This is a genomic window from Nocardioides sp. (assembly GCF_047607185.1).
Lineage (GTDB): Bacteria > Actinomycetota > Actinomycetes > Propionibacteriales > Nocardioidaceae > Nocardioides.
This window is the reverse complement of sequence record NZ_JASGDQ010000058.1, coordinates 1-20,684: the sequence shown is the minus strand read 5'-3', so window position 1 is coordinate 20,684 and position 20,684 is coordinate 1. Positions and strand designations below refer to the sequence as shown.

The 20,684-nt window shown below is 68.2% G+C and carries 19 protein-coding genes; 5 read left to right on the top strand and 14 right to left on the bottom strand.

What is annotated here, in order from left to right; translation table 11 throughout:
* Position 1: 1 nt before the first annotated feature.
* From QM595_RS05990 to QM595_RS05975, 4 genes are all read right to left on the bottom strand, one after another.
* Entirely contained in the window at positions 2–925 is a 924-nt protein-coding gene (locus QM595_RS05990; protein WP_415170622.1) for an ABC transporter permease, read from the bottom strand.
* A gap of 21 nt (positions 926–946) precedes the next feature.
* Positions 947–2,587 (bottom strand): ABC transporter substrate-binding protein, encoded by a 1,641-nt coding sequence (locus tag QM595_RS05985; RefSeq protein ID WP_415170621.1) that lies wholly within the window; start codon positions 2,585–2,587, stop codon positions 947–949.
* Between the two features lie 3 nt (positions 2,588–2,590).
* Positions 2,591–4,321 (bottom strand): hydantoinase B/oxoprolinase family protein, encoded by a 1,731-nt coding sequence (locus QM595_RS05980; RefSeq protein ID WP_415170620.1) that lies wholly within the window; start codon positions 4,319–4,321, stop codon positions 2,591–2,593.
* Between the two features lie 73 nt (positions 4,322–4,394).
* Positions 4,395–6,473, bottom strand: coding sequence for a hydantoinase/oxoprolinase family protein (locus QM595_RS05975; protein WP_415170619.1), 2,079 nt, complete (start codon positions 6,471–6,473; stop codon positions 4,395–4,397).
* 281 nt (positions 6,474–6,754) lie between these two features.
* Here QM595_RS05975 and QM595_RS05970 point away from each other — a divergent pair, with 281 nt between their 5' ends.
* Complete coding sequence (locus QM595_RS05970) at positions 6,755–7,372, top strand: TetR/AcrR family transcriptional regulator (RefSeq protein WP_415170618.1); 618 nt, start codon at positions 6,755–6,757, stop codon at positions 7,370–7,372.
* A 94-nt stretch (positions 7,373–7,466) separates the two neighbouring features.
* Here QM595_RS05970 and QM595_RS05965 read toward each other — a convergent pair whose 3' ends face one another.
* The 7 genes from QM595_RS05965 to QM595_RS05935 form a co-directional block, all read right to left on the bottom strand.
* Positions 7,467–8,222 (bottom strand): DUF6230 family protein, encoded by a 756-nt coding sequence (locus tag QM595_RS05965; protein ID WP_415170617.1) that lies wholly within the window; start codon positions 8,220–8,222, stop codon positions 7,467–7,469.
* Complete coding sequence (locus tag QM595_RS05960; protein ID WP_415170616.1) at positions 8,219–9,196, bottom strand: hypothetical protein; 978 nt, start codon at positions 9,194–9,196, stop codon at positions 8,219–8,221. The genes QM595_RS05965 and QM595_RS05960 overlap by 4 nt, the downstream gene beginning before the upstream one ends.
* Positions 9,171–9,683, bottom strand: coding sequence for a DUF6114 domain-containing protein (locus tag QM595_RS05955; RefSeq protein WP_415170615.1), 513 nt, complete (start codon positions 9,681–9,683; stop codon positions 9,171–9,173). The genes QM595_RS05960 and QM595_RS05955 overlap by 26 nt, the downstream gene beginning before the upstream one ends.
* Before the next feature lie 20 nt (positions 9,684–9,703).
* The gene (locus QM595_RS05950; RefSeq protein ID WP_415170614.1) at positions 9,704–10,450 is read right to left on the bottom strand and encodes a DUF6230 family protein; all 747 of its coding nucleotides are present in this window, start codon (positions 10,448–10,450) and stop codon (positions 9,704–9,706) included.
* A 59-nt stretch (positions 10,451–10,509) separates the two neighbouring features.
* Positions 10,510–11,403 (bottom strand): DUF6230 family protein, encoded by an 894-nt coding sequence (locus QM595_RS05945; RefSeq protein WP_415170613.1) that lies wholly within the window; start codon positions 11,401–11,403, stop codon positions 10,510–10,512.
* Positions 11,404–11,491: 88 nt separating this feature from the next.
* Positions 11,492–12,016 carry a DUF6114 domain-containing protein gene (locus QM595_RS05940; protein ID WP_415170612.1) on the bottom strand — a complete coding sequence of 175 codons (525 nt, stop codon included), beginning with the start codon at positions 12,014–12,016 and terminating at the stop codon, positions 11,492–11,494.
* A gap of 92 nt (positions 12,017–12,108) precedes the next feature.
* Positions 12,109–12,747 carry a DUF6230 family protein gene (locus QM595_RS05935; protein ID WP_415170611.1) on the bottom strand — a complete coding sequence of 213 codons (639 nt, stop codon included), beginning with the start codon at positions 12,745–12,747 and terminating at the stop codon, positions 12,109–12,111.
* A gap of 269 nt (positions 12,748–13,016) precedes the next feature.
* Between QM595_RS05935 and lepB the strand changes: the two genes are divergently transcribed.
* Entirely contained in the window at positions 13,017–13,733 is a 717-nt protein-coding gene (gene lepB, locus QM595_RS05930) for a signal peptidase I (RefSeq protein ID WP_415170610.1), read from the top strand.
* A gap of 133 nt (positions 13,734–13,866) precedes the next feature.
* Positions 13,867–15,756 carry a vWA domain-containing protein gene (locus QM595_RS05925; protein ID WP_415170609.1) on the top strand — a complete coding sequence of 630 codons (1,890 nt, stop codon included), beginning with the start codon at positions 13,867–13,869 and terminating at the stop codon, positions 15,754–15,756.
* Between the two features lie 36 nt (positions 15,757–15,792).
* Here QM595_RS05925 and QM595_RS05920 read toward each other — a convergent pair whose 3' ends face one another.
* A complete protein-coding gene (locus QM595_RS05920) occupies positions 15,793–16,527 on the bottom strand; it encodes a hypothetical protein (protein ID WP_415170608.1) in 735 nt (244 codons plus the stop codon).
* Between the two features lie 297 nt (positions 16,528–16,824).
* Between QM595_RS05920 and QM595_RS05915 the strand changes: the two genes are divergently transcribed.
* Both QM595_RS05915 and QM595_RS05910 read left to right on the top strand, forming a co-directional pair.
* Entirely contained in the window at positions 16,825–18,117 is a 1,293-nt protein-coding gene (locus QM595_RS05915; RefSeq protein ID WP_415170607.1) for a hypothetical protein, read from the top strand.
* Positions 18,117–19,010: an Abi-alpha family protein gene (locus QM595_RS05910; protein ID WP_415170606.1), complete on the top strand. Its 894-nt coding sequence runs from the start codon at positions 18,117–18,119 to the stop codon at positions 19,008–19,010. The genes QM595_RS05915 and QM595_RS05910 overlap by 1 nt, the downstream gene beginning before the upstream one ends.
* On the opposite strand, the gene QM595_RS05905 is transcribed toward QM595_RS05910, so the two are convergent.
* Positions 19,011–19,427: a heat shock protein transcriptional repressor HspR gene (locus QM595_RS05905; RefSeq protein WP_415170605.1), complete on the bottom strand. Its 417-nt coding sequence runs from the start codon at positions 19,425–19,427 to the stop codon at positions 19,011–19,013.
* A 2-nt stretch (positions 19,428–19,429) separates the two neighbouring features.
* The gene (gene dnaJ, locus QM595_RS05900) at positions 19,430–20,620 is read right to left on the bottom strand and encodes a molecular chaperone DnaJ (protein WP_415170604.1); all 1,191 of its coding nucleotides are present in this window, start codon (positions 20,618–20,620) and stop codon (positions 19,430–19,432) included.
* Between the last annotated feature and the right edge of the window lie 64 nt (positions 20,621–20,684).

Here is a 20,684-nt window from a genome sequence, read left to right as displayed (position 1 = left end):
CTCATCGCGCCCGGAGCCGCGGATCGACCACGGGCATCAGGATGTCGACGATCAGGTTGGCCATCACGTAGACGAAGGCGATCACCAGCACAATGCCCTGCACCACGGGGATGTCCTTCGATGAGATCGCCGTCGCCAGGTCGGCGCCGAGCCCGTTACGGCCGAACAGCATCTCGATCGCCACGGCACCGGTCAGCAGGGCGCCGAAGAGCAGTGCCTCCAGGGTCAGGAGCGGAACCAATGCGTTGCGCAGCACATGCCGCATCATGATCCTTGCCGGAGAGTAGCCACGGCTCTGCGCCGCGACCACGTAGTCCTCGGCATAGACCTGCTCGACGCTGCTACGGAAGAGCCGCGCCACGGCCAGCGCGATCAAGCCCGCCTGGGCAGCAGCGGGCAGGATCAAGGTTGTCACCGAGCCCTGACCGACCGCCGGCAACCAGGTGAGCTGGACGGCGAAGACCAGGATGAGCAGCTGGCCCAGCCAGAAATATGGGACCGTCCCCCACACGAACAGCACTCCGGAGAGTGCCTTGGCGACGCGCGAGCCCCGGCTCAGGGCCGCGTAGCCACCAACGGCCATGCCGATGAGCGTGCCGGCGATCAAGGTGGCCACCGTCAGCTGCAGCGTGCTCGGCAGCCGGTTCATGATCAGCGACGACACCGACTGATTGGTCAGGAACGAGAAGCCCAGGTCCCCGTGGAAAAGATCCGTCAGAAACATCCAGTACCGCTCAGGCATCGGACGATCCAGGCCGAGCTGTACCCGGAGATCCTGGAGTTGCTCGGGCGTCGCGCCCTGCCCGACGAGCACCGCTGAGGCGGGATCGCCGGGCAGGGCGTTCATGATGAGGAACACCACCAGCGAGGTGGCCCACAGGACGACGATCAGCTCGGCGAGCCTGCGGATGACATGACGCACCATGAGATGGCCCTCAGCTCCGTCTTACGAACCGACGCCGTGGAAGTACGGAGATCCGTCGAGCGGGCTGAACGCGAGGCCCTTGACGTCGCCCACAGCGCTGTACCAGTCACCGGTCAGCTCCCACATGGGCAGATGGACGGCGGCCTGCGCCACCGTATCGAAGACCTCTTTCCACTGCTGACTCCGCGCCGTCGGATCGGCGATGGCCTCGATCGCGCGAACCTTGTCGTCCAGCTCGGGATCGCTGAAGTGCGAGTAGTTGAAGCCTGCCTCGATCTGGCTGGTGTCCCAGGTCGTCTGGTAGGTCACCAGCGCGTTCAGGCTCAAGAAGGAGTAGTTCGTGATGTCCAGGTTGCCTGCGTTCGCGACCTCGCTGATCGCGGGATACTTCATCGAGCTGACATCGACCTCGATACCGAGCTCCGTCTTGAGCAGCTCCTGGACGTAGGGACCGGCGGATTCCATACCGAAACCGTCGACGCTGATCAACTCCAGCTTCATGGTCTGGCCGTCCTTCTGGCGAACCCCGTTCTCGAGCACCCAGCCGGCCTCGTCCAGCAGCGACTTGGCCTTGTCGAGATCGTAAGGGTAAGGATCCTGCGAGTCGGGGTCATAGCCCTCAACGGCCGAGCTGACAATGCTTTGAGCAAGCGTGAAAGCGCCGCCGCCGAGCGTGTCGACCAGCTGCTTGCGGTCGATGGCGTAGAAGATCGCCTGGCGCACCCGCAGGTCGTCGAATGGCGCACGGGAGGTGTTGAGCACCAGGGAGTAATTCACGCCGCGAGCGACCGCCGGGTAGTGCGTGAAGGCGCTGTCCTTTTGGAAGGTTCCCGCGTCCTGCGGAGACAGGCGGTTCGACAGGTCGACGGCACCCGAACGCAGAGCATTGCCACGGGCCTGCTGGTCAGGCAGGAACCGGAAGGTCAGCTTCTCGATCGTGGAGTCCTTGCTCCAGACACCGTCTGGCCCCCAGGCATAGTCGGGATTGCGCGTCACGACCAGCGAGTCGCCCTTGGTGAAAGAGTCCAGCTTCATGAAGCCGGTGCCGACCGGATGCGTGCTCAGGTCGTTGCTGTAGTCCTGCAATGCCTGGGGCGAGACGATGACCAGCTGAGGGCTGGCGACCGCGTCGAGGAAGGACGCCGAGGGACCCGTGAGCTCGACGCGCACGGTCATGTCGTCGACGACGACGGTCTGCTTGTAGGCGGCGAGGAGGGCCTTGCCCTTGGTCGAGGAAAAGTTCGGGTCGACGATCCGGTCGAACGTCGCCTTGACTGCGTTCGCGTCGAGCGCAGTGCCGTCGTGGAAGGTCACGCCTTCGCGCAGCTTGAAGGTCCAACTCGACATGTCGTCGGAGGACTCCCAGGACTCGGCCAGGCCGCTGACGTAGCTCGGCTCGCCGTCGTCGTCGGCAACCGCCCAAACCAGCGGGTCGAACATCGAGTAGACGACCCAGTTCATCGAGTTCTCGGTGATGGCACCCGGGTCGAGTGACGCCGGGTCCTGCCAGTTGCCGATCACCAGAGAGGTCGTGCCAGCGCCCCCTTCTGAGGAGTCGCCACCGCCGCATGCGGCCAGCGCCATCGACAGTCCGACCACCAGCGCGGCAATCATGGCGATTGACCGACGCGGCTTCGTGTGTTGTGACTTCTTCATGCTCATTCCTCACGCTTCCTTGGCCGCGGCCAGGTCTCGTCTGAGTTGTCGTGTTGCTTCCTCGTCGACCACACCGTCGTCGTCGACGACGACCCCGTAGACGTCGCGGGCGCGGTCCGGCGAGACTCTTCGGGCGACGATGTCCTGCAGCACTCGGGACGGCTCCCGGCGCAACGGACTGCCAAGGCCACCGCCTCCCGAGGTCCACATCTCCAGTACGTCGCCGTGGCCCAGTCCGTGCACACCCTTCGAGGGAAGCTCTTCCACCTCGCCGTTCGCGCGGGTGACCTGGTAACGGGACACCGGCGCCGCGTCACCGCCGCCGGCGCCCCACGGCGCGAAGACGTGCCGGTCGCGGCGGGTGCTGAAGATGGCGTCGTCGCCCAGCCACCGCAGTCGTCCGTGGCAGCCGAGGCCCCCTCGGAACTCCCCGGCGCCGCCGGAGTCGGTCCACAGCCGCAGGTGGTCGTAGATCACCGGGAGCCTGCTCTCGGTGATCTCCACCGGGATGCCCGAGGCGTTGGCAAGGTCGGTGTCGGTCATGTCCAACCCGTCCTTGTTCGGTCGCGCACCGAATCCTCCGCAGTGCGGCAGGCCCATCGGCTCGACCCCGTGCGGACCGTTGATGTAGAGCAGACTCGCCTGGCCGTCGCCGGCCGGGCCAACCCGATCGGGTGCCGCCATCGCCAGTGCCCCTTGTACGGCCGTGGCGACGCGTTTGAAGGTGACCGCGCGGGCCCCGACCGGCGACGGGTAGTTGGCGTTGACCATGGTTCCCGCCGGCAGGTTCACCGTGACCGACCGGAAGCAGCCGGCGTTGCTCGGCATCGACTCCGGGCACAGCACCCGGACACCGAAGTACACCCCGGAGATCGACGACGACGGCGTGCAGTTGATCGCCCCCGCGCACTGCGCACCGGTCCCGGTGAAGTCGAAGTCGATGTCCGAGCCCGTGACCGTGACCGTGACCGTGATCGGGATCGGCTGGTCGACGATGCCGTCGTCGTCGAGGTAGTCGGTGAAGCTGTACGAACCGTCCGGGATGGAGCGAATCGCTTCGCGGGTGATGCGCTCGGCGATGTTCATGAGTTCGTCGGCCACGGCGGTGACCTTGGTGGCACCCCAGCGTGCGTAGGCCTCCTCCATCCGGCGACGCCCGACGTGGCACGCGGCGATCTGCGCCTCGATGTCACCGCACAGCGCGCTGCCGTTGCGGGAGTTGTACTGGAACAGCAGCATCAGCTTGGCGTCGAGCACCCCGGCCTCCACGATCTTGAGCGGGGGGAATCGGATGCCCTCGGCATGGATGTCCATCGCCGTCGGCGCGGTGCTGCCTGGCGCGGTACCACCGATGTCGGTGTGGTGCGCCATCGTCGCGGTGTAGGTGATGACCTTGCCATCGGCGAAGACCGGCTCGACCACCGCGAAGTCGGGCAAGTGGGTGCCACCGCTGTAGGGGTCGTTGAGCAGATACACGTCGCCGGGCGTCGCCTCGTCGGCGGGAAAGGTCGAGATGATGCTCGCCACCGCGTCGACCAACATGCCGAGGTGACACGGCAACGCCTCTGCCTGCGCGATCGTGTTGCCCTCGCGGTCGAAGATCGCCGCAGTCGCGTCAAGGGCCTGGTTGATCATCGTGCCCTCAGCCGTCTTGCACAGCGTCAGCTCCATCTCGTTGGCCGCGGACTCCAGATAGCCGCGGATGACGGCGATGTCCACCGCGTCGACTGTCTCGGTCATGACTGCACCTCTTCGTCCCTCGGATTCACTGTGTGGTCGTTCTGCATCGGCGTACCGCTTTCGGGCATCGTCCTCATGCCTTGCCCTTCCCGGTCGTGTAGCGGAGCGTCCCGCTGGGCTCGACCTCGACGCGATGCCCCGGGTAGACCACGACGGTGGCATCGGCCTGCGTGATGATGGCCGGGCCCGCAACCGTCTCGCCGATGGCGAGCGAGGCGCGCGCGATGACCGGGGTCCTCATCCGGGACACCTGCTCGTCGACCCGGAAGACCACCTCCCGCTCGCCCTGCCCTGCCTGTCCCGAGGTTCCCTCGGTGGGAGCGAGTGGCACCTCGTCGACGCCGTCGGAGACGGCCCTCGCGACGCGGATGCCCACGAGTTCGACCTTTGCGGCGAACTTGCTGTAGGCGTACACCTTCTCGTGTTCCTGGTGGAACGCTTCGGCGGCGCGCTTGAGGGACTCCGCGTCCAGCGGCAGGTCGACTGGCACCTCGAGCTGATGGTACTGGCCGCGGTAGCGCATCGACCCGTACGCCTTGATGGTGCTCTTGTCGGCCGCATAGCCGTCCAGTTCGATCTTCCGCAGGCACTCGCGGTCCAGGTCGCTGACCAGCGCGCCGATCGCGCGGAGGTCGAGCGCATCGATGACGCCACCGAGCCCGCCCAAGCTCGTGACCGCGTCGTGCACCGTGTCGGCGCTCAGGATGCCGAGCGCAGAAAGCACGCCGGCTGCCGGCGGAATCAGGACGACCGGGATGTCGAGCTCATCGGCGATGAGGCCCGCGTGGATCGGCCCGGCACCGCCGAAGGCGAGCAGGCTCATGTCGCGTGGGTCATTGCCCTGAGAGATCGACACCAGTCGGACCGCCTGCGCCATCGCTGCGTTGGCCACGCGATGAATGCCGAGGGCGGCTTCCTCGACGGACATCCCGAGTGGCGTGGCGACATGCTGTTCGACCGCTCGCACAGCGAGATCACGTTCGATCTCCAGCGTTCCGCCGGAGTCGTTGCCATCCATATAGCCGAGCACCGCGCTGGCGTCTGTGGTCGTCGCCCAGGTGCCGCCGCGGCCATAGCAGGCCGGGCCGGGCGTGGCACCGGCACTGTGCGGGCCGACCCTGAGTCCGCCGCCCTCGTCGAGGGAGGCGATGCTGCCGCCGCCAGCACCGATCGTGTGAATGCCGACCATGGGAATGCTGAGGGGGTACTCCTCGATACGGCCCTCGGCCGTCAGCAGGGCCTCGCCGTCGCGCACGAGTGCCACATCAGTGCTGGTGCCGCCCATGTCGAAGGTCACGCAGTCGCGGCCGCCGCTTTGCTCGTTGACCCGCGCGGCGCCGACGACGCCGGCGGCCGGGCCCGAGAGCGCGGTGCCGATGGGACGTAGCCGGGTGCTCTCGACGCCGGCCAGTCCACCGCTGGACTGCATGATCTGCACGGGGGCGGTGGTGCCGAAGGCCTCGAGTGCCTCCTCGAGGCCGACGAGGTGGTTGACGATCGCGGGCCGGATATAGGCGTCGAAGCTTGCCAGCACCAGGCGCTCGTACTCGCCGGCACGCCGGCTGAGGCGGGTGGCGACGGTGACGGGCACGCCCGGGAAGGCGGCGGAGAGCACCTCGAAGGCGCGCTCCTCGTGTGCCGGGTTGGCGTAGGCGTTCAGGAAGCTGACGACCAGCACCTCGACATGCTCGTCTTCGACGAGTTCGCGGGCGCCGGCCACCAGTTGCTCCTCGTCGAGCGGGGTGACCACGCCACCGCTGGAGTCGAGCCGCTCCGTGACACCCCTGGTCCGGCTGCGCTCGGCCAGGAACAGCGGCTCGGCCGCATCGACGAAGAGGTCGTACATGCGGGTACGCCGCAGCCGGCCGATGAAGAGGATGTCCTCGTGACCGGCGGTCAGGAGCTGACCGATACGGACACCCTTGTGCTCGAGGATCGCATTCGTCGCGATCGTCGTCCCGTAGGAGATCCGTTCGATCTGCTCCGGGCCGGCACCGAGCTTGCGCAGCGCCTCACCGACACCGTTGACGATTCCTCCGTGGAAGTCCGGAGGAGTCGATGGCACCTTGGCGATGACGCTCGTGCCGTTCGCCGCGTCGTATGCGAACACGTCGGTGAACGTGCCGCCCGTGTCGACGCCCACTCGAATCATTGCACCGCTCCTGAATCTGTTGTGATCGACCGTCGTTCGCCCGTCGCGACGGCGAGCCACCCGACCAGGCGTGAACTCCGTCACAGAACAAGCTCAGACTACATACTGAGCGGTTAGTTAGAAATAGGGTGTTGTTGCATCTATGAAAAATCCCTGTGCGATCCTCACCTGGTCGGCGCCCAGCGCCGACGGGCCTCAGCGCCCGGGGGAAACGTATATTCATCCGCGCCGCAGCCCGCCCCAACTCACGGGAGCGGTCGGCGCATGACCGAAGGACAGACATGACCCAGCAGCGCCGGATTGGACGCCCTCCGGCCGCCGACGACAGGGACGTCCGAAACGCGCTGGTCGATGCGGCGATCGAACTCTTCGGCAAGAGCGGCTACGCCAGCACCTCGATCCAAGACATCGCCACCGCGGCGGGCGTCACCAAGGGCGCGCTGTACCACTACTTCACCTCGAAGGATGAGCTTCTCTACACGATCTACGCCCCCGAGTTGCAGAACCACATCGCGCTGTTGCTCGAGGCGCTCCAGATGGAGGCTCCAGCCATCGACCGCCTGCGCAAGGCCGCCTCGGACATCGTCGAGATCTCCGCCACCCGCATCCACCGGACGGCCATCTTCTTCGAGTCGCTCTCGCAGCTCAGCGAGGCCCGGCAAAGAGAGATACGGCGCGAACGCCGCCGATATCACGAGTTGTTCGCCTCCCTGATCAAGGATGCGCGCGAGGACGGCAGCATCCGAGCCGAGCCGTCACCCGACATCGTGATCGACTTCTTCTTCGGCGCCGTCCACTACCTGCGGACCTGGTACGACATCAAGGGCCCGATCTCCCCCACCGAGCTCGGCGAGATCTATGCCGACTTCCTCATTCGCGGGCTCGTAGACGACCGATGACGGGTAGCCAGGGCATGGCTCCTTCCTCGCGGCCGAGACGGCATCACCGTCAGCGCGGGCGGGATCGCCCTGGTCGCTGTCATGCGAAGCCGCCTCAGTAGACGATGCCGATGCTCTTGCAGCCGACGCTCGACGCCTCGCCCTGGACCACCTCGATCTTGAGACCCTTGATGCTGAGGGGCCCCTCGATGACGGCGTCGTAGATGTCGCCCTTGAGGTTGTAGAGGTCGCCCACGTCGGAGTCGACGCCGAAGAGCCGGCCGTTGATCCCGGTGAAACTCTCCGGCGCGTCGAGCGGGTTGACGACGTCGGTGCCACCGGACTGCCAGGTGGTGATCGACTGGGTGGCGACGCCGAGACCGACGTTGCCGCGCAGCTGGATGCCGTCGCCGCTGGTGTTGGGCGTGTTCGTGGAGCTGACCTCGGTGACGTCGAACTGGACGTTCTTGCCCGTGACGTCGGCGACATTGAGGGCGTTGTCCCGCGAGGTGATGCGGATGGTGAAGGGGACCCCGAGAAGGCTCTGGGTCTGCGAGATGCAGAAGCCGTCCAGGGTGCCGCCGGCGAAGCCCATCCGCAGCACGTACTTGTCGGTGCTGCCGCCGGCGCCGTCCGAGACCTTGATCGGCATGATCCCGAAGCCGACATTGGTGGTGCTGAGCTTGGCGGTGTTGAACTGCGACTTCTGGCCCTGAACCACCAGCCCGGCGCCCAGTCCGAACACGGTGCCGGTCCACAACTGGGTCGCGAGCCAGGTCAGCATCCCCAGGCCGATCACGTTGATGGCCAGCGCTCGACGCCAGCGCACTCCGAGCCGGGTCGGCGCGACGGCGCTCTCGGCAACGGTCACGGCGTGACCCCGATGTTCGTGTTCGGCAGCGCGAGGGTGGTCGGCGTGCCGGTGCAGTCGCTGCCCTTGTTGGTGTTCATGTAGTAGACCCAGCCGTCCATCTCCAGGCCGGGGATGCCGTCCCAGCTGGCGATCTGCGACAGGATCGACCCCCAGATGCCGTCGCCGGTCGCCAGCTCGTAGACGCTGGTGTTGATGCTGAGGATGTTGACCTTGATGTGGGTGTCGGCGCGCAGCCAGAGGTCGGTGTAGACACAGCTGTCGCCGATATTCCAGTCGGCCTCGCTCTGGTCCTGGGGAGTGAAGGTGAGCTTGTACTCCCCCGTCCCGGCCGCGGTCGGGTTCGCCGGGTCGCTCTGCGGCACGACCGTCAGGTAGGCGTTCTTGGAGATCTTCAGGTTCTTCAGCCGCATGTGGACGACCATCTTGTCGCTGTCCATGACGCCGGTCGTAGGCCAGCCCGCCTGGGTGTACAGGTTGGTGCTCGGGCAGGTGATGCCGGACTTGTACGTCGTCAGGTTGGTGGGGCCGGCCGACTGGGTGCCGTCGGCGAACCTCAAGATGGTGGGCATCGCGATCTTGGAGTCGGACCGCACGCCGAGGACGCAGCCGGTGTTGCTGCGGGTGTACTTCCCGTCGGGAAAGGTGATGCCGTCACTGGTGAACTGGGTCGTGCTCCCAGCCACCGAGGCGCCGCTGGCGCCGTCGCTGTAGCCGATCCGCATGTGGATGGGGGCGTTGGCGATGCACGGCGTGACCGTGGTGCCATTGCCGAGCGACAACGTGTTGCCATTCACCAGGCCGGAGAAGGAGGTCGGCGTCTGCGGGCAGGACGGCAGCGCCGCCTGGGCGGCGTCCCCCTCGCGCGAGGAGTTCGGCCAGCACCACAGTGCCAGCACCAGCGCGGCGAGCGCGAGGAAGACCACCAGCCGCTGCCTGCCGACCGGCTCAGTCGGTGATGCCGGGGTCCCCATCCGAGCTCACCACCTCGCCGCCGGAGGTGGCACGCCCAGCCGGCCGACGAGGCTTCTTCTCGCCCCAGGCCCAGATCATGGAGGAGCCGATGACGCCGAGGACCGAGCCGACCAGATAGCCGCCGAGGTTGGCGGTCGGGAAGGCGCCCAGCGCGATGAGGAAGGCGACCAGACCGCACAGCGACCGGTAGTGCGGGGCGAGCCAGGTGACCAGGCCGAACAGGATCAGGCCGCCGCCCATGACGTAGCCGGCGGCGTAGGACCAGCCGCCGGTGAGCGCCAGGCCGATGGAGAAGCTCATCGCCTTGACGATCCAGGCGCCGGCGACGATGCACCACAGTCCGCCCCAGAACGGTCGGGTACGACGCCAGGCCCGGAACCACAGCCAGGCCGACACCAGCGCGTGGCCGACGACGCCCGCCGACCGCCGTACCGCTGAGGGCCGCCTGCTCTCCTCGGCGGGTGCCTGGGGGAGCTCCTCGGTCATGGTCTCGACGTTATCGTTCATCAGCTGCCTGCCTGGAGGGCGCAGTCCGACTGGTCTGCGCCGTTGGGATAGATCCTGATCTTCAGATGCGGCAGGCTGGCCGAGCCGGCCAGGTTGATGCCGTAGGTGTCGCCGGCCAGATCGGCCAGGTTGAGCTGTTGTGCGGAGAGCCCGAAGTTGCCGTTCTGGGGCTGGTGCGCCTGGGTCCACGGCGCCGTACCGATGGCCTGCACCTGGTCGGCGGACTCGCCGAGGTTGAGGCCGCTGAGGCTGTTGCCGTAGGCCGTGAGCTGGTCGGAGTTGAGGAACAGGTCGTTGACCGTCACCGCGTCGGCGAGGCTCTGCCCGGTCAGCGCGCCGGTGGCACTGGTGGTGACCGGGTCGCCGCGACCGTCGGTGGCGTCGAACGAGCCGTTGTCCCCGAAGTCGGCCTTGACCGGAACGCCGGCGGTGATGACGAGCGAGGAGTGCCCGGGCATACCGGGCAGCGGGGACGCCTCGGAGATCAGGCAGAGGCCGGCCAGATGGGCCTGCTTGATGGCGAGCTCGGCGACCCCGGTGTCGGCCCCGGAGTACGTGGTGGTCGGGCTCATGAAGCTGGCGCCCACGACGCCCTCGAGGTAGTTGGTGTAGATCTGGAAGTCCTGGTCGGAGGTCGTGAAGTTCACCGCGAGCGCGTTGTTGCTCACCAGGGAGTGGAGCGAGGCGAGGCAGGCGAAGCCCGCCGCCATCGCAGGCACCACCCGCTTCCTGGTGCCGTAGGTCACCGGCGCATCGGCGGGTCCTCCCCGACGCGCCCGCCCACGGCGTGCGATCAGACCCATGACTATGCGCAGTCGGCCTGGGCCTTGGCGCCGGGAACGATCTTCAGACTGAGCTGCGGCAGGGTGATATTGCCGGCCAGGTTGAGACCGTAGGTGTCACCGGCGAGGCCGGAGACGTTGAGATTGTCGGCGTAGAGGCCGAAGTTGCCCGAGGTCGGGATGTTGCCCTTGTTGGCGTTGGGCCAGGTCGGGGAGCCGGGAGTGCCGACCGTCTCGCCCCAGACGTTGTCGGCGGACTCCCCGAGGTTGAGGCCGCTGATCAGGTTGCCGTAGCCGCCCAGCGCCGGCGAGTTGATGAAGAGGTTGTTGGCGGTGATGAGCCCGCTGCCGCTCAGCTTGCCGGTGCTGGAGTCGATGGTGCTGCCGGTGCCGACCGGCGACAGCACGGTGTTGTCGTAGGAGTCGGGGATCTCCGAGCCCGCGGTCAGCACCAGTGAGAAGGTGCCCAGCGACCCGATGTCCTCCTGCACGATGGCGCAGAGCCCGTCGAGCTTGGCGGTGACGATGCCGAGGTCGGCCAGGCCGACCTGGCTGCCGCTCGCCTTGGTGCTCGGGGCGAGGAAGGCACCGGCCTTCTGCGCGTCCAGATAGTTGGAGTAGAGCCTGAAGGAGCTGCTGGTCGTGTTGAAGTTGACCGCCAGCACGTTGGCGCTGACGAGCTGGAACATGCCGCCCAGAGTCAGCAAGCCCAGCACCATCGGCATCAGTGCCCGTCGCCGGGTGCCGCGCCGGCCGACCACGGAACGGTCCAGCATCCGCTGGGACCGCTCCGAGATCTCCTCCGTCAGATCGGTGACCGCGACCCGGCCGCGTCCGGTCACCTTCCCCAGCAGCGCCCTACCCCAGGTCGAGCGCCGCTCTGCTCGCCGCGTGGCGCGGCGACCGCTGTTCCTCATGCTTCGGTTGCTCCCTCGTCGCGAGATCCGCCTCCCTCCAGCGGACCTCTTCGTCGACGCCGACCCACCTCGGCGTCTCAGGTCTGCCTCAGCCGGCCACCGGCTGGTCGCGCATCGCGGCCCGAGCCGCCCGCCGCCCGGCCTTCCGCCCGGCCTTCCGCTTGGCCTTCGCCTCGAACTTCGCCAGCTGCTTGGGCGAGTACGGCGTCCAGGCGAAGACCAGCCCGGAGCCGACGATCCCGAGCACCATGCCGATGACCCAGCCGCCGAGGTTGGCGAACGGCAGCGACAGCACCGAGCAGGCCATCGCCATGATGGCCGGGAAGTGGCGCTGCGCGGGCACGAACATGCCGAAGACGGCGGCCAGGATCATCCCGCCGCCGAGCAGGTAGGGGCTCGCGCCCCGCATCCCCATGTGCACCACCATCTGGAGGCTCGCGCCGACCATCGGCTTCATCACGAACCAGCCGCCGAGCGCGAGGATGATCGCACCCCAGAACGGCCGCGTACGCATGAAGCGACGCAACGCCTGCCACATACCCTTCAGAAACGACTCCCGGCCGCGCGTCGCCGTGGCGACCTCGGCCTGGTGGTCATGAGTCTCGACAGTCATCCGACCCCTCCATCGGTGCTCGTCACGAGAAATCCGGGCCGGTGGGGCCGCGGCCGCAGGCCGCGACCCCACCGGTTGAGCCAGCGGCTCGTTCAGCAGGTGCCCTCGACCGAACCCAGGGTCGGCGAGATGCTGAGGTTGTTCAGCGTCAGACCGTTGAGGGTCAGCGCGTAGACGCTCGCGTCGAGGTCGGTCAACGAGATGCCACCCGAGGTGCTGTTGTTGACGTCGGTCGCGAGGCTGAAGCCACCGTCGGCATAGCCCGAGCTGGTGGTGTTGTCCTGGTGGGCCAGGTCCGACTGCGAGTAGCCGATGTCGGTGGTCGGCAGCGTGGCCTGGCTGGCACCGAGCGAGTCCGCCGACAGGTCGGTCCAGCCGGAGCCGAGGCTGACGCTGCCGGCCGACGTGATCTTGATGCCGAGCACGCCGAGCGGCGTGGTGGTGTCCGCAGCCAGGCACAGGTCCTCGACCGCACCGTTCTGCAGCGAGACCAGGGCGTCCTTCTTGGCCGTGCCGGTGCCGGCGGAGGCCTCGGAGTTGGCGGCCGTGACGTTGTTGGCGGTGAGCTCGAGCTCGTCGCCGGTGGCCGCGCTGCCCGCGACCTGGAACGCCGTGGCCGACGACAGCGCCGCGCCGACCATGCCCTGCAAGATGGCGACGCCGAGACCGGCCGAGACCACGGTCGCGGGCACGGCGACAGCCGCGAAGCGGCCGAGGCGCGTGCGCCCCATACCCTTTTCAATCATTGACTGCTCCCTCGTAGAACGCTCGTCCCTCAACGAGCGGTATGGAAAACCCTCGGCCCCGACGTGCCCGGTCCCCCGGGGCCGCTCGGACCCGAGTGGCATCCGCCACAGTGGCCTAGCTCACAGGTTACCGTCAAGTACGACTTGGACATTTCTTTCCAACTTGTCCAGCGTCGCTCGCTATCGCGCCCCACCGGCGGCCTGATTACGCTACGCGTCGATCGCACCACCCAGGACGAGGCGAAGGACTGACAGTGACGCAGACGACCCCTAGGGAAGTGCTGATCAACGGCGCCGTCGCGAGCGTCGTGAGGCGAGTGCGCTGGCGGCGTCGCAGCGAGCACGGCGGCGCCGGCACCGTCGTCGGTGTCATCGCGCTGGTGCTGTTCTTCGTCGCGATGATCGCGGTGATCGCGGTGCTCACCTTCTCGGTGAAGGTCTACGGCCACAGCATGGAGCCCACCCTCGACAACGGCGACCGGCTGTTCACCAATGTCTTCGGTCGCTCTGACGTCAAGCGGTTCGACCTGGTCCAGTCCGAGGCCGGCAAGGACGGCATGGAGGTCGTCAAGCGGGTCATCGGGATGCCCGGCGACACCGTCGGCATCAGGGGCGGCGACGAGCCGCGGGTCTACGTCCGGCCCGACGGCTCGGACACGACGTACGTCGTCGACAACCCGGCCTGGCCGTCGCGCTGGGGCACTCGCCGGCAGTCGTGCTGCACCGACCAGGGCCAGGCGTTGAGCGAGTCGGGCAAGCCCCGCTGGATCACCCTGGGGTCCTCGACGTACTGGTTGCTCGGCGACAACTGGGGCGGCTCGGACGACTCCCGGGTCTGGGGCACGGTGACCGAGGACCTGATCAGTTCGACCCTCAACTTCCGGATCTTCCCGCTCAGCAGGATCGGCAGGCTGAACCAGCCGGTCACCCTGACGCCGGCCCCCGACGTGACTCCTGGACCGGCCAGCTAGTGGTCCGTCGCAGTTTTGCTTGAGCCGTTGGTGAGGGCCTCGCGTGCGGCAGCGGAACTCACGAACCGGGTCTAGGGAGACATGCTTTAGGCTCCCCGTCAGACTGCACCCTGTTCTTTTCCGGGAGATTCGTATGCGGATGGTGGTAAAGGGGCTCCTCGCTGCTGTCGTCGCGACGATGCTGGTGCCGGCAGGAGGGGTGGTGCCGTCGTACGCCGACGACGGCACGACCACGGGCGACGGGGACGAGGCCCGGATGCTCCTTCTCCTCGACTCCTCGGGCTCGATGAAGGAGAAGGCGACCGGCGGCACGAAGATCGCGGCGGCGCGCACAGCACTGCTCAACGTGATCGACGGCCTGCCCGCCGACGCCGAGGTCGGGATGCGTGTTTTCGGGTCCAAGGTGTTCAGCAGGACTGATGCGGGTGCTTGTGACGACACGGAGTTGGTGGTCCCGGTCGCGACGGACAACCGGTCCGAGTTGAGTGCCGCGGTGCCGGCGTACAAGCCCTACGGGGAGACGCCGATCCCGGCAGCGTTGAAGGCCGCGGCCGAGGATCTCGGCGATACCGGGACGCGGTCGATCCTGTTGGTTTCCGACGGGGAGTCAACCTGTGGCGACCCGTGCCCGGTGGCGAAGCAGATCTCGCGCTCGGGTGTGGATCTGACCATCAACGTCGTCGGCTTGGCGGTCTCGGGGGCGGCCCGCACGCAGCTCAAGTGCCTTGCCGACAGCAGCGGCGGTACCTACTACGACGCCGACTCGGCGGCGGAGATCGAGTCGACCCTTGAGCACGTGGCAACCAGGTCCCTGCGGCCGTTCACCTACGAGGGAACGGCCATCGTCGGCGGGCCCGAGGACTCGCCGACGCCGATCACGGCGGGCGACTGGGTCGACTCGCTGGGGGGCGGCGGCGCGAAGAAGAGCTACTCCTACGAGCTCAGCGACGAGAAGAAGTCCGCGCGCTTCGTGTTCTACCTCCAGGACGAGCACCGGACGAGCGCGGCGATGTATGTGCGCGCGTACAAGCCCGACGGCACGGCATGCGCCTATCAGACGCCGATGTCGCAGCGCACCTTCGACGTCCGCGATGTGATGTCGGCACAGGTCCGGATCGGCGCGCTCGGCGACACCTGCTCGGGCGCGGGCACCTACCGCTTGGAGGTCTATCGCGACGACGCAGCCACCACCGAGGTCCCGATCGGCCTGCGTCTGATCGAGGAGCCAGCGGTCGACGACCCCGGCTGGGTAGCGCCCGACCTGGAGGCGAGCGCCGAGCCGGTGTCGGCGGCCGGCTCGACGACGCCGCTGACCGGAGCGCAGTCGTTCCTCAGCGCCCCGTTGCTCACGCCGGGCTCCTACGCCAGCACCATCGTGGCCGGTGAGTCCGACCTCGTCCGCGTGCATCTGGACTACGGGCAGTCACTGCGCGTCGGCGTCGAGTTCCCCGCGATCACTGCCGCGATGGAGAAGGCTCTCGATGGCTCCACCATCTGGGACAGTCAGGCGCGGCTCGTCATCTACGACCCGTCGTGGACGCAACTGACTCCGGCGAGCGACGCACAGAACAACGAGCTCACCGGGATCGACGTCTCCCAGCGGCCCACCGCGACGCAGCTCTACGACGCCACTCCCGCGGTGAGTTCGGTGGCCGACAGCGAGTACAGCTTCACGGGAGGGAGCGTGGCGCGGTCGGGTGACTACTACGTCGGGCTCTCGATGGCTGCGGCGGACAACTCCGTCGAGTTCCCGTTCACGATGACGATCGCCGTGGACGGCAGCGTCGAGCAGGGGCCGACGTTCGCCGACGACGGGAGCGCGTCGACGTCGGCGCCGAGTTCCTCGAGTGCTTCGAATTCTCCGTCGGCCTCGTCGTCGGCCTCGTCGTCGGGCGTCGAGTCCAACGACGACGACGGCGGTCTCCCGGCGCCGGTGCTGATCGGGGTTGCCGCGGTGATTGCGGCGGCTCTGGCCGGCGGCGGTTGGTGGTGGCGCCGGCGGCGCGGGTCGGGCACGCCGTAGCGCCCGTCCACCACGCGGGAGCCGAAGACGCTGCTGTCAGGTTGTCGCGCGCGGTGCCCAGTGGTCGAAGTTCTTCACATCCGAGCCGACCACGCACGGCCCGAGATGCTTCGGGCACCAGGTGAACTCTTTGAGGAAGCCACGCAGGCCATCGGTGTGGTCCACGGCACCGGTCGGGGCGTAGAAGACCGCGAAGGTGCCCGTCCAGTAGGTGTCGTGGAGGTCGTCGGTGGCCTGGTCCACGAAGGCTTGCGGGTGGTTGCGCAGGTAGTCGCGGGCATCGGTGTAGAGCGCGAACTGCAGCATCAGCAGCAGGCCGTTCTGTGCGACCGAGCGCTGGTCGAGAGCGTTGGTGTAGACCGCGCTGACCCGGTTGGACTCGACGCCGGGGATCACCAGCAGCTCGCGGAGCTGGGACAGGCGCTCGTCGTCGAGCGGCCCGCTGGAGCCGGTCACGGTCTGGTCGAGCGTGAACCCCTGCAGCCCCCAGTTGGCGGAGGTGCTGTCGTCGAGGCGGACCGCCGCGACGTCGGGGCGCGCCTGGGACAGCAACGAGCGGTCGACGATCGAGACGTAGGCCAGCGGGGAGTCGCTCCACAGGCCTAGCGACTTGACCCGGTTGACGGCGATCACCCCGGCCACGCCACAGCCGACGCCGATCACGAAGGCGAGCAGCACTCGCAGATACCAGACCGCTGCCCGGTCGCCGGCGACGGCGGGCTGCGCCGCGGCCCGCTCGTCGGCGTCGGGACCGCCCTCCAAGACCTCCATGAGGCGCAAGTATGCACTCCGTCACACAGCCGGCTCCATGAATGGACCGACTTCTGTCGCGCCGGAAGTGACTAGCGGGTAACCTCCCCCGGTGGATGAGGTAGTGGCCACCGTCACATGGGTCGGGGCCTGAGGGGGATCAGATGTACGACGTGGCGGGGATGCGGTTGAGCGAGCTTGCGAGCGAACCGACAACACCACAGCGGCCAGGAGCGAAGCGAGGGGCGTCGTTGTGAGCGAGCTTGCGAGCGAACCGATGGCACCACAGCGGCCACGAGCGAAGCGAGGGGCGTCGTTGTGAGCGAGATCTTCGGCGACGTCAACTGGATGACGTTCTGGTCGATCCCCGTCTTCACCGGGGTGATCGGCTGGCTGATCAACTGGACCGGGCTGTGGATGCTGTTCGCGCCGATCCACTTCCACGGCTTCCGGGTCAAGGGCCTGAAGAAGCTCGCCGGCACCCTGCCCTACAAGATCCAGGAGATCCCCGGCATCCTGCTCGGCGGCATCGGCTGGCAGGGCATCGTGCCCGCCCGGGCCGCGAAGATGGGCTCGATCGCGGTCGACCGCGCGCTGGCGAAGATGGCGAGCCCCCGGGAGTTCTACGAGCAGCTGGAGCCCGACGAGATCGCCGCCCACGTTGTCGAGGCGGTCCGGCCGGAGGTGCCGACGCTGGTCGAGGAGATCATGTGGCGCGAGCACCCGCGGTTCTGGAAGGACCTGCCCCGCGGGGTGCGCGCGACCATCATTGAGCGGGTCCAGGACCAGCTGCCGACGGTCGTCAACCGGGTGGTCAGCGAGATCGGCGAGCATGTCGACCAGGTCCTCGACCCCAAGGTCATGGTCATCGACAACTTCGAGAAGAACCCGCAGATCGTCGTACGCATCTTCAAGGACTTCGGCTCCCGGGAGTTGCGGATGATGGTCATCTTCGGGGCGGTGTTCGGCTTCCTGCTCGGCATCCCGGTCGCGATCATGGACCACCTCTTCCACCAGTGGTGGCTGCTGCCGATCATGGGCATCGTGGTCGGCTGGGTGACCAACAAGCTCGGCATGTGGCTGATCTTCAGCCCGCCGGATCCGGTCAAGATCGGGCCGTTCACGATCCAGGCGCTGTTCGCGCGCCGACAGTGGGAGGCCTCCGACGTCTACGGCAAGCACATCGCCATGGACGTGATCACCCTGGAGCGGATCGGCGACCACCTGCTCAACGGCCCCGCCGGCGACCGCACCCGGCAGATGCTGGCCTCGGCGCTCGAGCCGGCGATCGACAAGGCGATCGGCCCGGCTACCGGCGCGGTCCGGGTCGCGGTCGGCGCTCGCCGCTTCGACTCGATCCGCGCCTCGGTCGCGGAGACGGCGGTGGACTACACCCTGACGCCGTTCAAGGACGCCGCCTTCAGCGAGAAGCAGTCCCAGCGGATCCGGACCCTGATCGCCGATCGCTGCCGTTCGCTGCCGGCGCCGGTGTTCGTCGAGATGATGCGGGCTGCCATCATCGAGGACGAATGGCTGCTCTACGCCCACGGCGCGATCATGGGCTTCGCCGGCGGCCTCATTCACCTGTGGATCTTCGGAGTGGGGGGCTGATGACCGAACCGGCGGAGCTGGCCAAGCCAGGGCGGTTCAGTGTCGTGCCCGGGGTGGTGCGGATCGGCCTGGAGACCGTCGTCCACACCACGACTTGGACCGCGACCATGTATGCCAAGGGCTGGCTGCGGGTCGCCAAGGCGGTCGTCGACCCGGACGCGGCGGCCGCGCTGAGCGGCGACCTGGCGACGGTCACCGGCACCCTGGTCGACATCGCCCACACCGTCTCTCGCGGCGGTCCGGTGACCGGCCTGGTCGGCCGGATCGCGGCGCCGGCGCTGGAGGCCGTGCAGTCGACCTTCGAGGCGGCCGGCGGCAACCGGGCCGTCTGGACCGAGGAGGACCGGCTCCGCAGCAGCGGCGCTGCGCTGCTGGAGCGGAGCCGGGACGTCTACACCGACCAGAGCCGGCACCCGGCCTACGCCAGCATTCTCAAGGAGCTGGCGCCGGACGAGGCCCGCATCCTGGTGCTGCTGCTGCGTGACGGCCCACAGCCGTGCGTCGACGTCCGCCAGGGTGGCACCATGGGGCGGCTCCAGCCTCGGGTGGTCGCGCGTGGCCTGTCGATGATCGGCATCCGAGCCGGTGTCCGCTACCACGAGTCCGTGCCGGCGTACCTCAACAACCTCACCCGGCTCGGCCTGATCTGGCAGTCGCCCGAGCCGGTCGGCGAGCTGTTGCGCTACCAGGTCGTGGAGGCACAGCCGGACGTGCTGGAGGCGAAGCACACCGTGCGCAAGTCCCACGTGGTCCGGCGCTCGATCCATCTGACGCCGTTCGGCTCGGACTTCGCCCGGCTCTGTTTCGCGAGCGAGGCGGAGGTCGAGGCCGACCTGTTCCCTGGCCACGAGGCGCCGCCGGACGCGGCCACCGAGAGCACCGTCGACGACTGATCAGGGAGTACGACGCCAGACCACCATCGACATGCCCGGCTCGGGGCGTCGTACGGCGGGGAGCTTGTTGTCGCTGGCCGGGGCGCGGCGACCGGAGAGCGCGGCTCGCAGCGCCTCGCGGGTCGCCTCGAGCTCGGCGACCAGCTCCTCGTTGCGGGCGGCAAGCGCGGCGACCCGGTTCTCCAGGTCGAGGATGCGGCGAACGCCCTCGATGCCGATGCCGGCCGCGGTGAGGTCGGCGATCTGGCGGAGCAGCTCGATGTCGTGCAGCGAGTAGCGCCGGCCACCGCCACCGGTGCGGCCGGGCGTGATCAGCCCCATCCGCTCGTAGGTGCGCAGCGTCTGCGGGTGCAGACCGGTGAGCTCCGCGGCCACGGAGATGACGTAGACCGCGGCGCGGGGGTCGGGCACCGGCATGGTCATGACTCGAACAGCCCCGATCGCAGCGCCGTGGAGCCGGTGGCGGTGCGGTAGGCCTCGACGGCGGCGCGCGCCTCGTCGGAGAGCACCGCCGGCACCTGCACCTCGACGGTGGCGAGCAGGTCGCCCTTGCTGCCGTCGCGCTTGGTGGCACCCTTGCCGCGCACCCGGAAGGTGCGGCCGTTGGGCGTGCCAGCCGGGATCTTGAGGGTCACCGGCGCGCCGCCCAGGGTCGGGATCTTCACCTCGGCGCCGAGCGCCGCCTCGTCGAAGGAGACCGGCACGTCGAGGGCGAGGTTGTCGCCCTTGCGCTTGAACACCCGGTGCGGGGTGACCTTGACGGTGACGTAGAGGTCGCCGGCGGGGCCGCCGTTCTCCCCCGCCGCGCCCTTGCCGCGCAGCCGGATCCGCTGGCCGTCCTTGACGCCGGCGGGGATCCGCGCCGAGACGGTCCGGCCGGACAGGCCCCGGCCGGAGCCGTGGCAGGTGGGGCAGGGCTCGTCGTAGACGAGCTGGCGGCCGCCACACTGGGGGCAGGTCTCCTGCACCGAGAAGCCGCCCTGGTCGCGGACGACGAAGCCGGCACCCTCGCACAGCTGGCAGACGTGCGGCTTGGTGCCCGGCTTGCCGCCGGTGCCATTGCAGTCGGGGCAGGGCGCGTCCGAGGTCAGCCGCAGCTGGACGGTGACGCCCTCCAGCGCCTCGACGAAGCCGACGGTCGCGGTGGTTTCGACATCGGCGCCCTGCGCGGATCGCGGCCGGGTCTGCCGCTGCCGGCCACTCTGCCGACCGAAGGGGGCTCCCCCGCCGAAGAGGTCGCCGAACATGTCGCCGAGCCCGCCCGCGCCGCCGGCGGTGCCGCCGAAGAGGTCCTCGAGGTTGAATCCCCGGCCACCGGCTCCGCCGGGGCCCTGCCAGCCGGGGGCGCCGGCATAGAGCGAGCGCATCTCGTCGTACTTCTTGCGCTTCTCCGGGTCGCCGACGACGTCGTAGGCCTCGGCCACCGTCTTGAACTTCTCGTGCTTGGCGGTGTCGCCCGGGTTGGAGTCGGGATGGTTGGCACGGGCCAGCTTGCGGTAGGCCTTCTTGATCTCCTCGGCGGTGGCGTCCTTCTTCACCCCGAGCTCGGCGTAGAAGTCCTTGTTGGCCCAATCGGCCCGGAAGCCGTTGTCCCCCTGGTTGCCTGCCATCCCTCCTCCTCTCCTTGTCTCGTCGGGTTGGTAAGAGTTTCCGGGGGGGGACGAGGTGCACCCC

Coding starts and splice junctions, on each gene's coding strand:
- QM595_RS05990 (WP_415170622.1), bottom strand. CDS start 925: ATGGTGCGTCATGTCATCCGCAGGCTCGCCGAGCTGATCGTCGTCCTG.
- QM595_RS05985 (WP_415170621.1), bottom strand. CDS start 2,587: ATGAGCATGAAGAAGTCACAACACACGAAGCCGCGTCGGTCAATCGCC.
- QM595_RS05980 (WP_415170620.1), bottom strand. CDS start 4,321: ATGACCGAGACAGTCGACGCGGTGGACATCGCCGTCATCCGCGGCTAT.
- QM595_RS05975 (WP_415170619.1), bottom strand. CDS start 6,473: ATGATTCGAGTGGGCGTCGACACGGGCGGCACGTTCACCGACGTGTTC.
- QM595_RS05970 (WP_415170618.1), top strand. CDS start 6,755: ATGACCCAGCAGCGCCGGATTGGACGCCCTCCGGCCGCCGACGACAGG.
- QM595_RS05960 (WP_415170616.1), bottom strand. CDS start 9,196: ATGGGGACCCCGGCATCACCGACTGAGCCGGTCGGCAGGCAGCGGCTG.
- QM595_RS05955 (WP_415170615.1), bottom strand. CDS start 9,683: ATGACCGAGGAGCTCCCCCAGGCACCCGCCGAGGAGAGCAGGCGGCCC.
- QM595_RS05945 (WP_415170613.1), bottom strand. CDS start 11,403: ATGAGGAACAGCGGTCGCCGCGCCACGCGGCGAGCAGAGCGGCGCTCG.
- QM595_RS05940 (WP_415170612.1), bottom strand. CDS start 12,016: ATGACTGTCGAGACTCATGACCACCAGGCCGAGGTCGCCACGGCGACG.
- QM595_RS05935 (WP_415170611.1), bottom strand. CDS start 12,747: ATGGGGCGCACGCGCCTCGGCCGCTTCGCGGCTGTCGCCGTGCCCGCG.
- QM595_RS05925 (WP_415170609.1), top strand. CDS start 13,867: ATGCGGATGGTGGTAAAGGGGCTCCTCGCTGCTGTCGTCGCGACGATG.
- QM595_RS05920 (WP_415170608.1), bottom strand. CDS start 16,527: ATGGAGGTCTTGGAGGGCGGTCCCGACGCCGACGAGCGGGCCGCGGCG.
- QM595_RS05910 (WP_415170606.1), top strand. CDS start 18,117: ATGACCGAACCGGCGGAGCTGGCCAAGCCAGGGCGGTTCAGTGTCGTG.
- QM595_RS05905 (WP_415170605.1), bottom strand. CDS start 19,427: ATGCCGGTGCCCGACCCCCGCGCCGCGGTCTACGTCATCTCCGTGGCC.
- dnaJ (WP_415170604.1), bottom strand. CDS start 20,620: ATGGCAGGCAACCAGGGGGACAACGGCTTCCGGGCCGATTGGGCCAAC.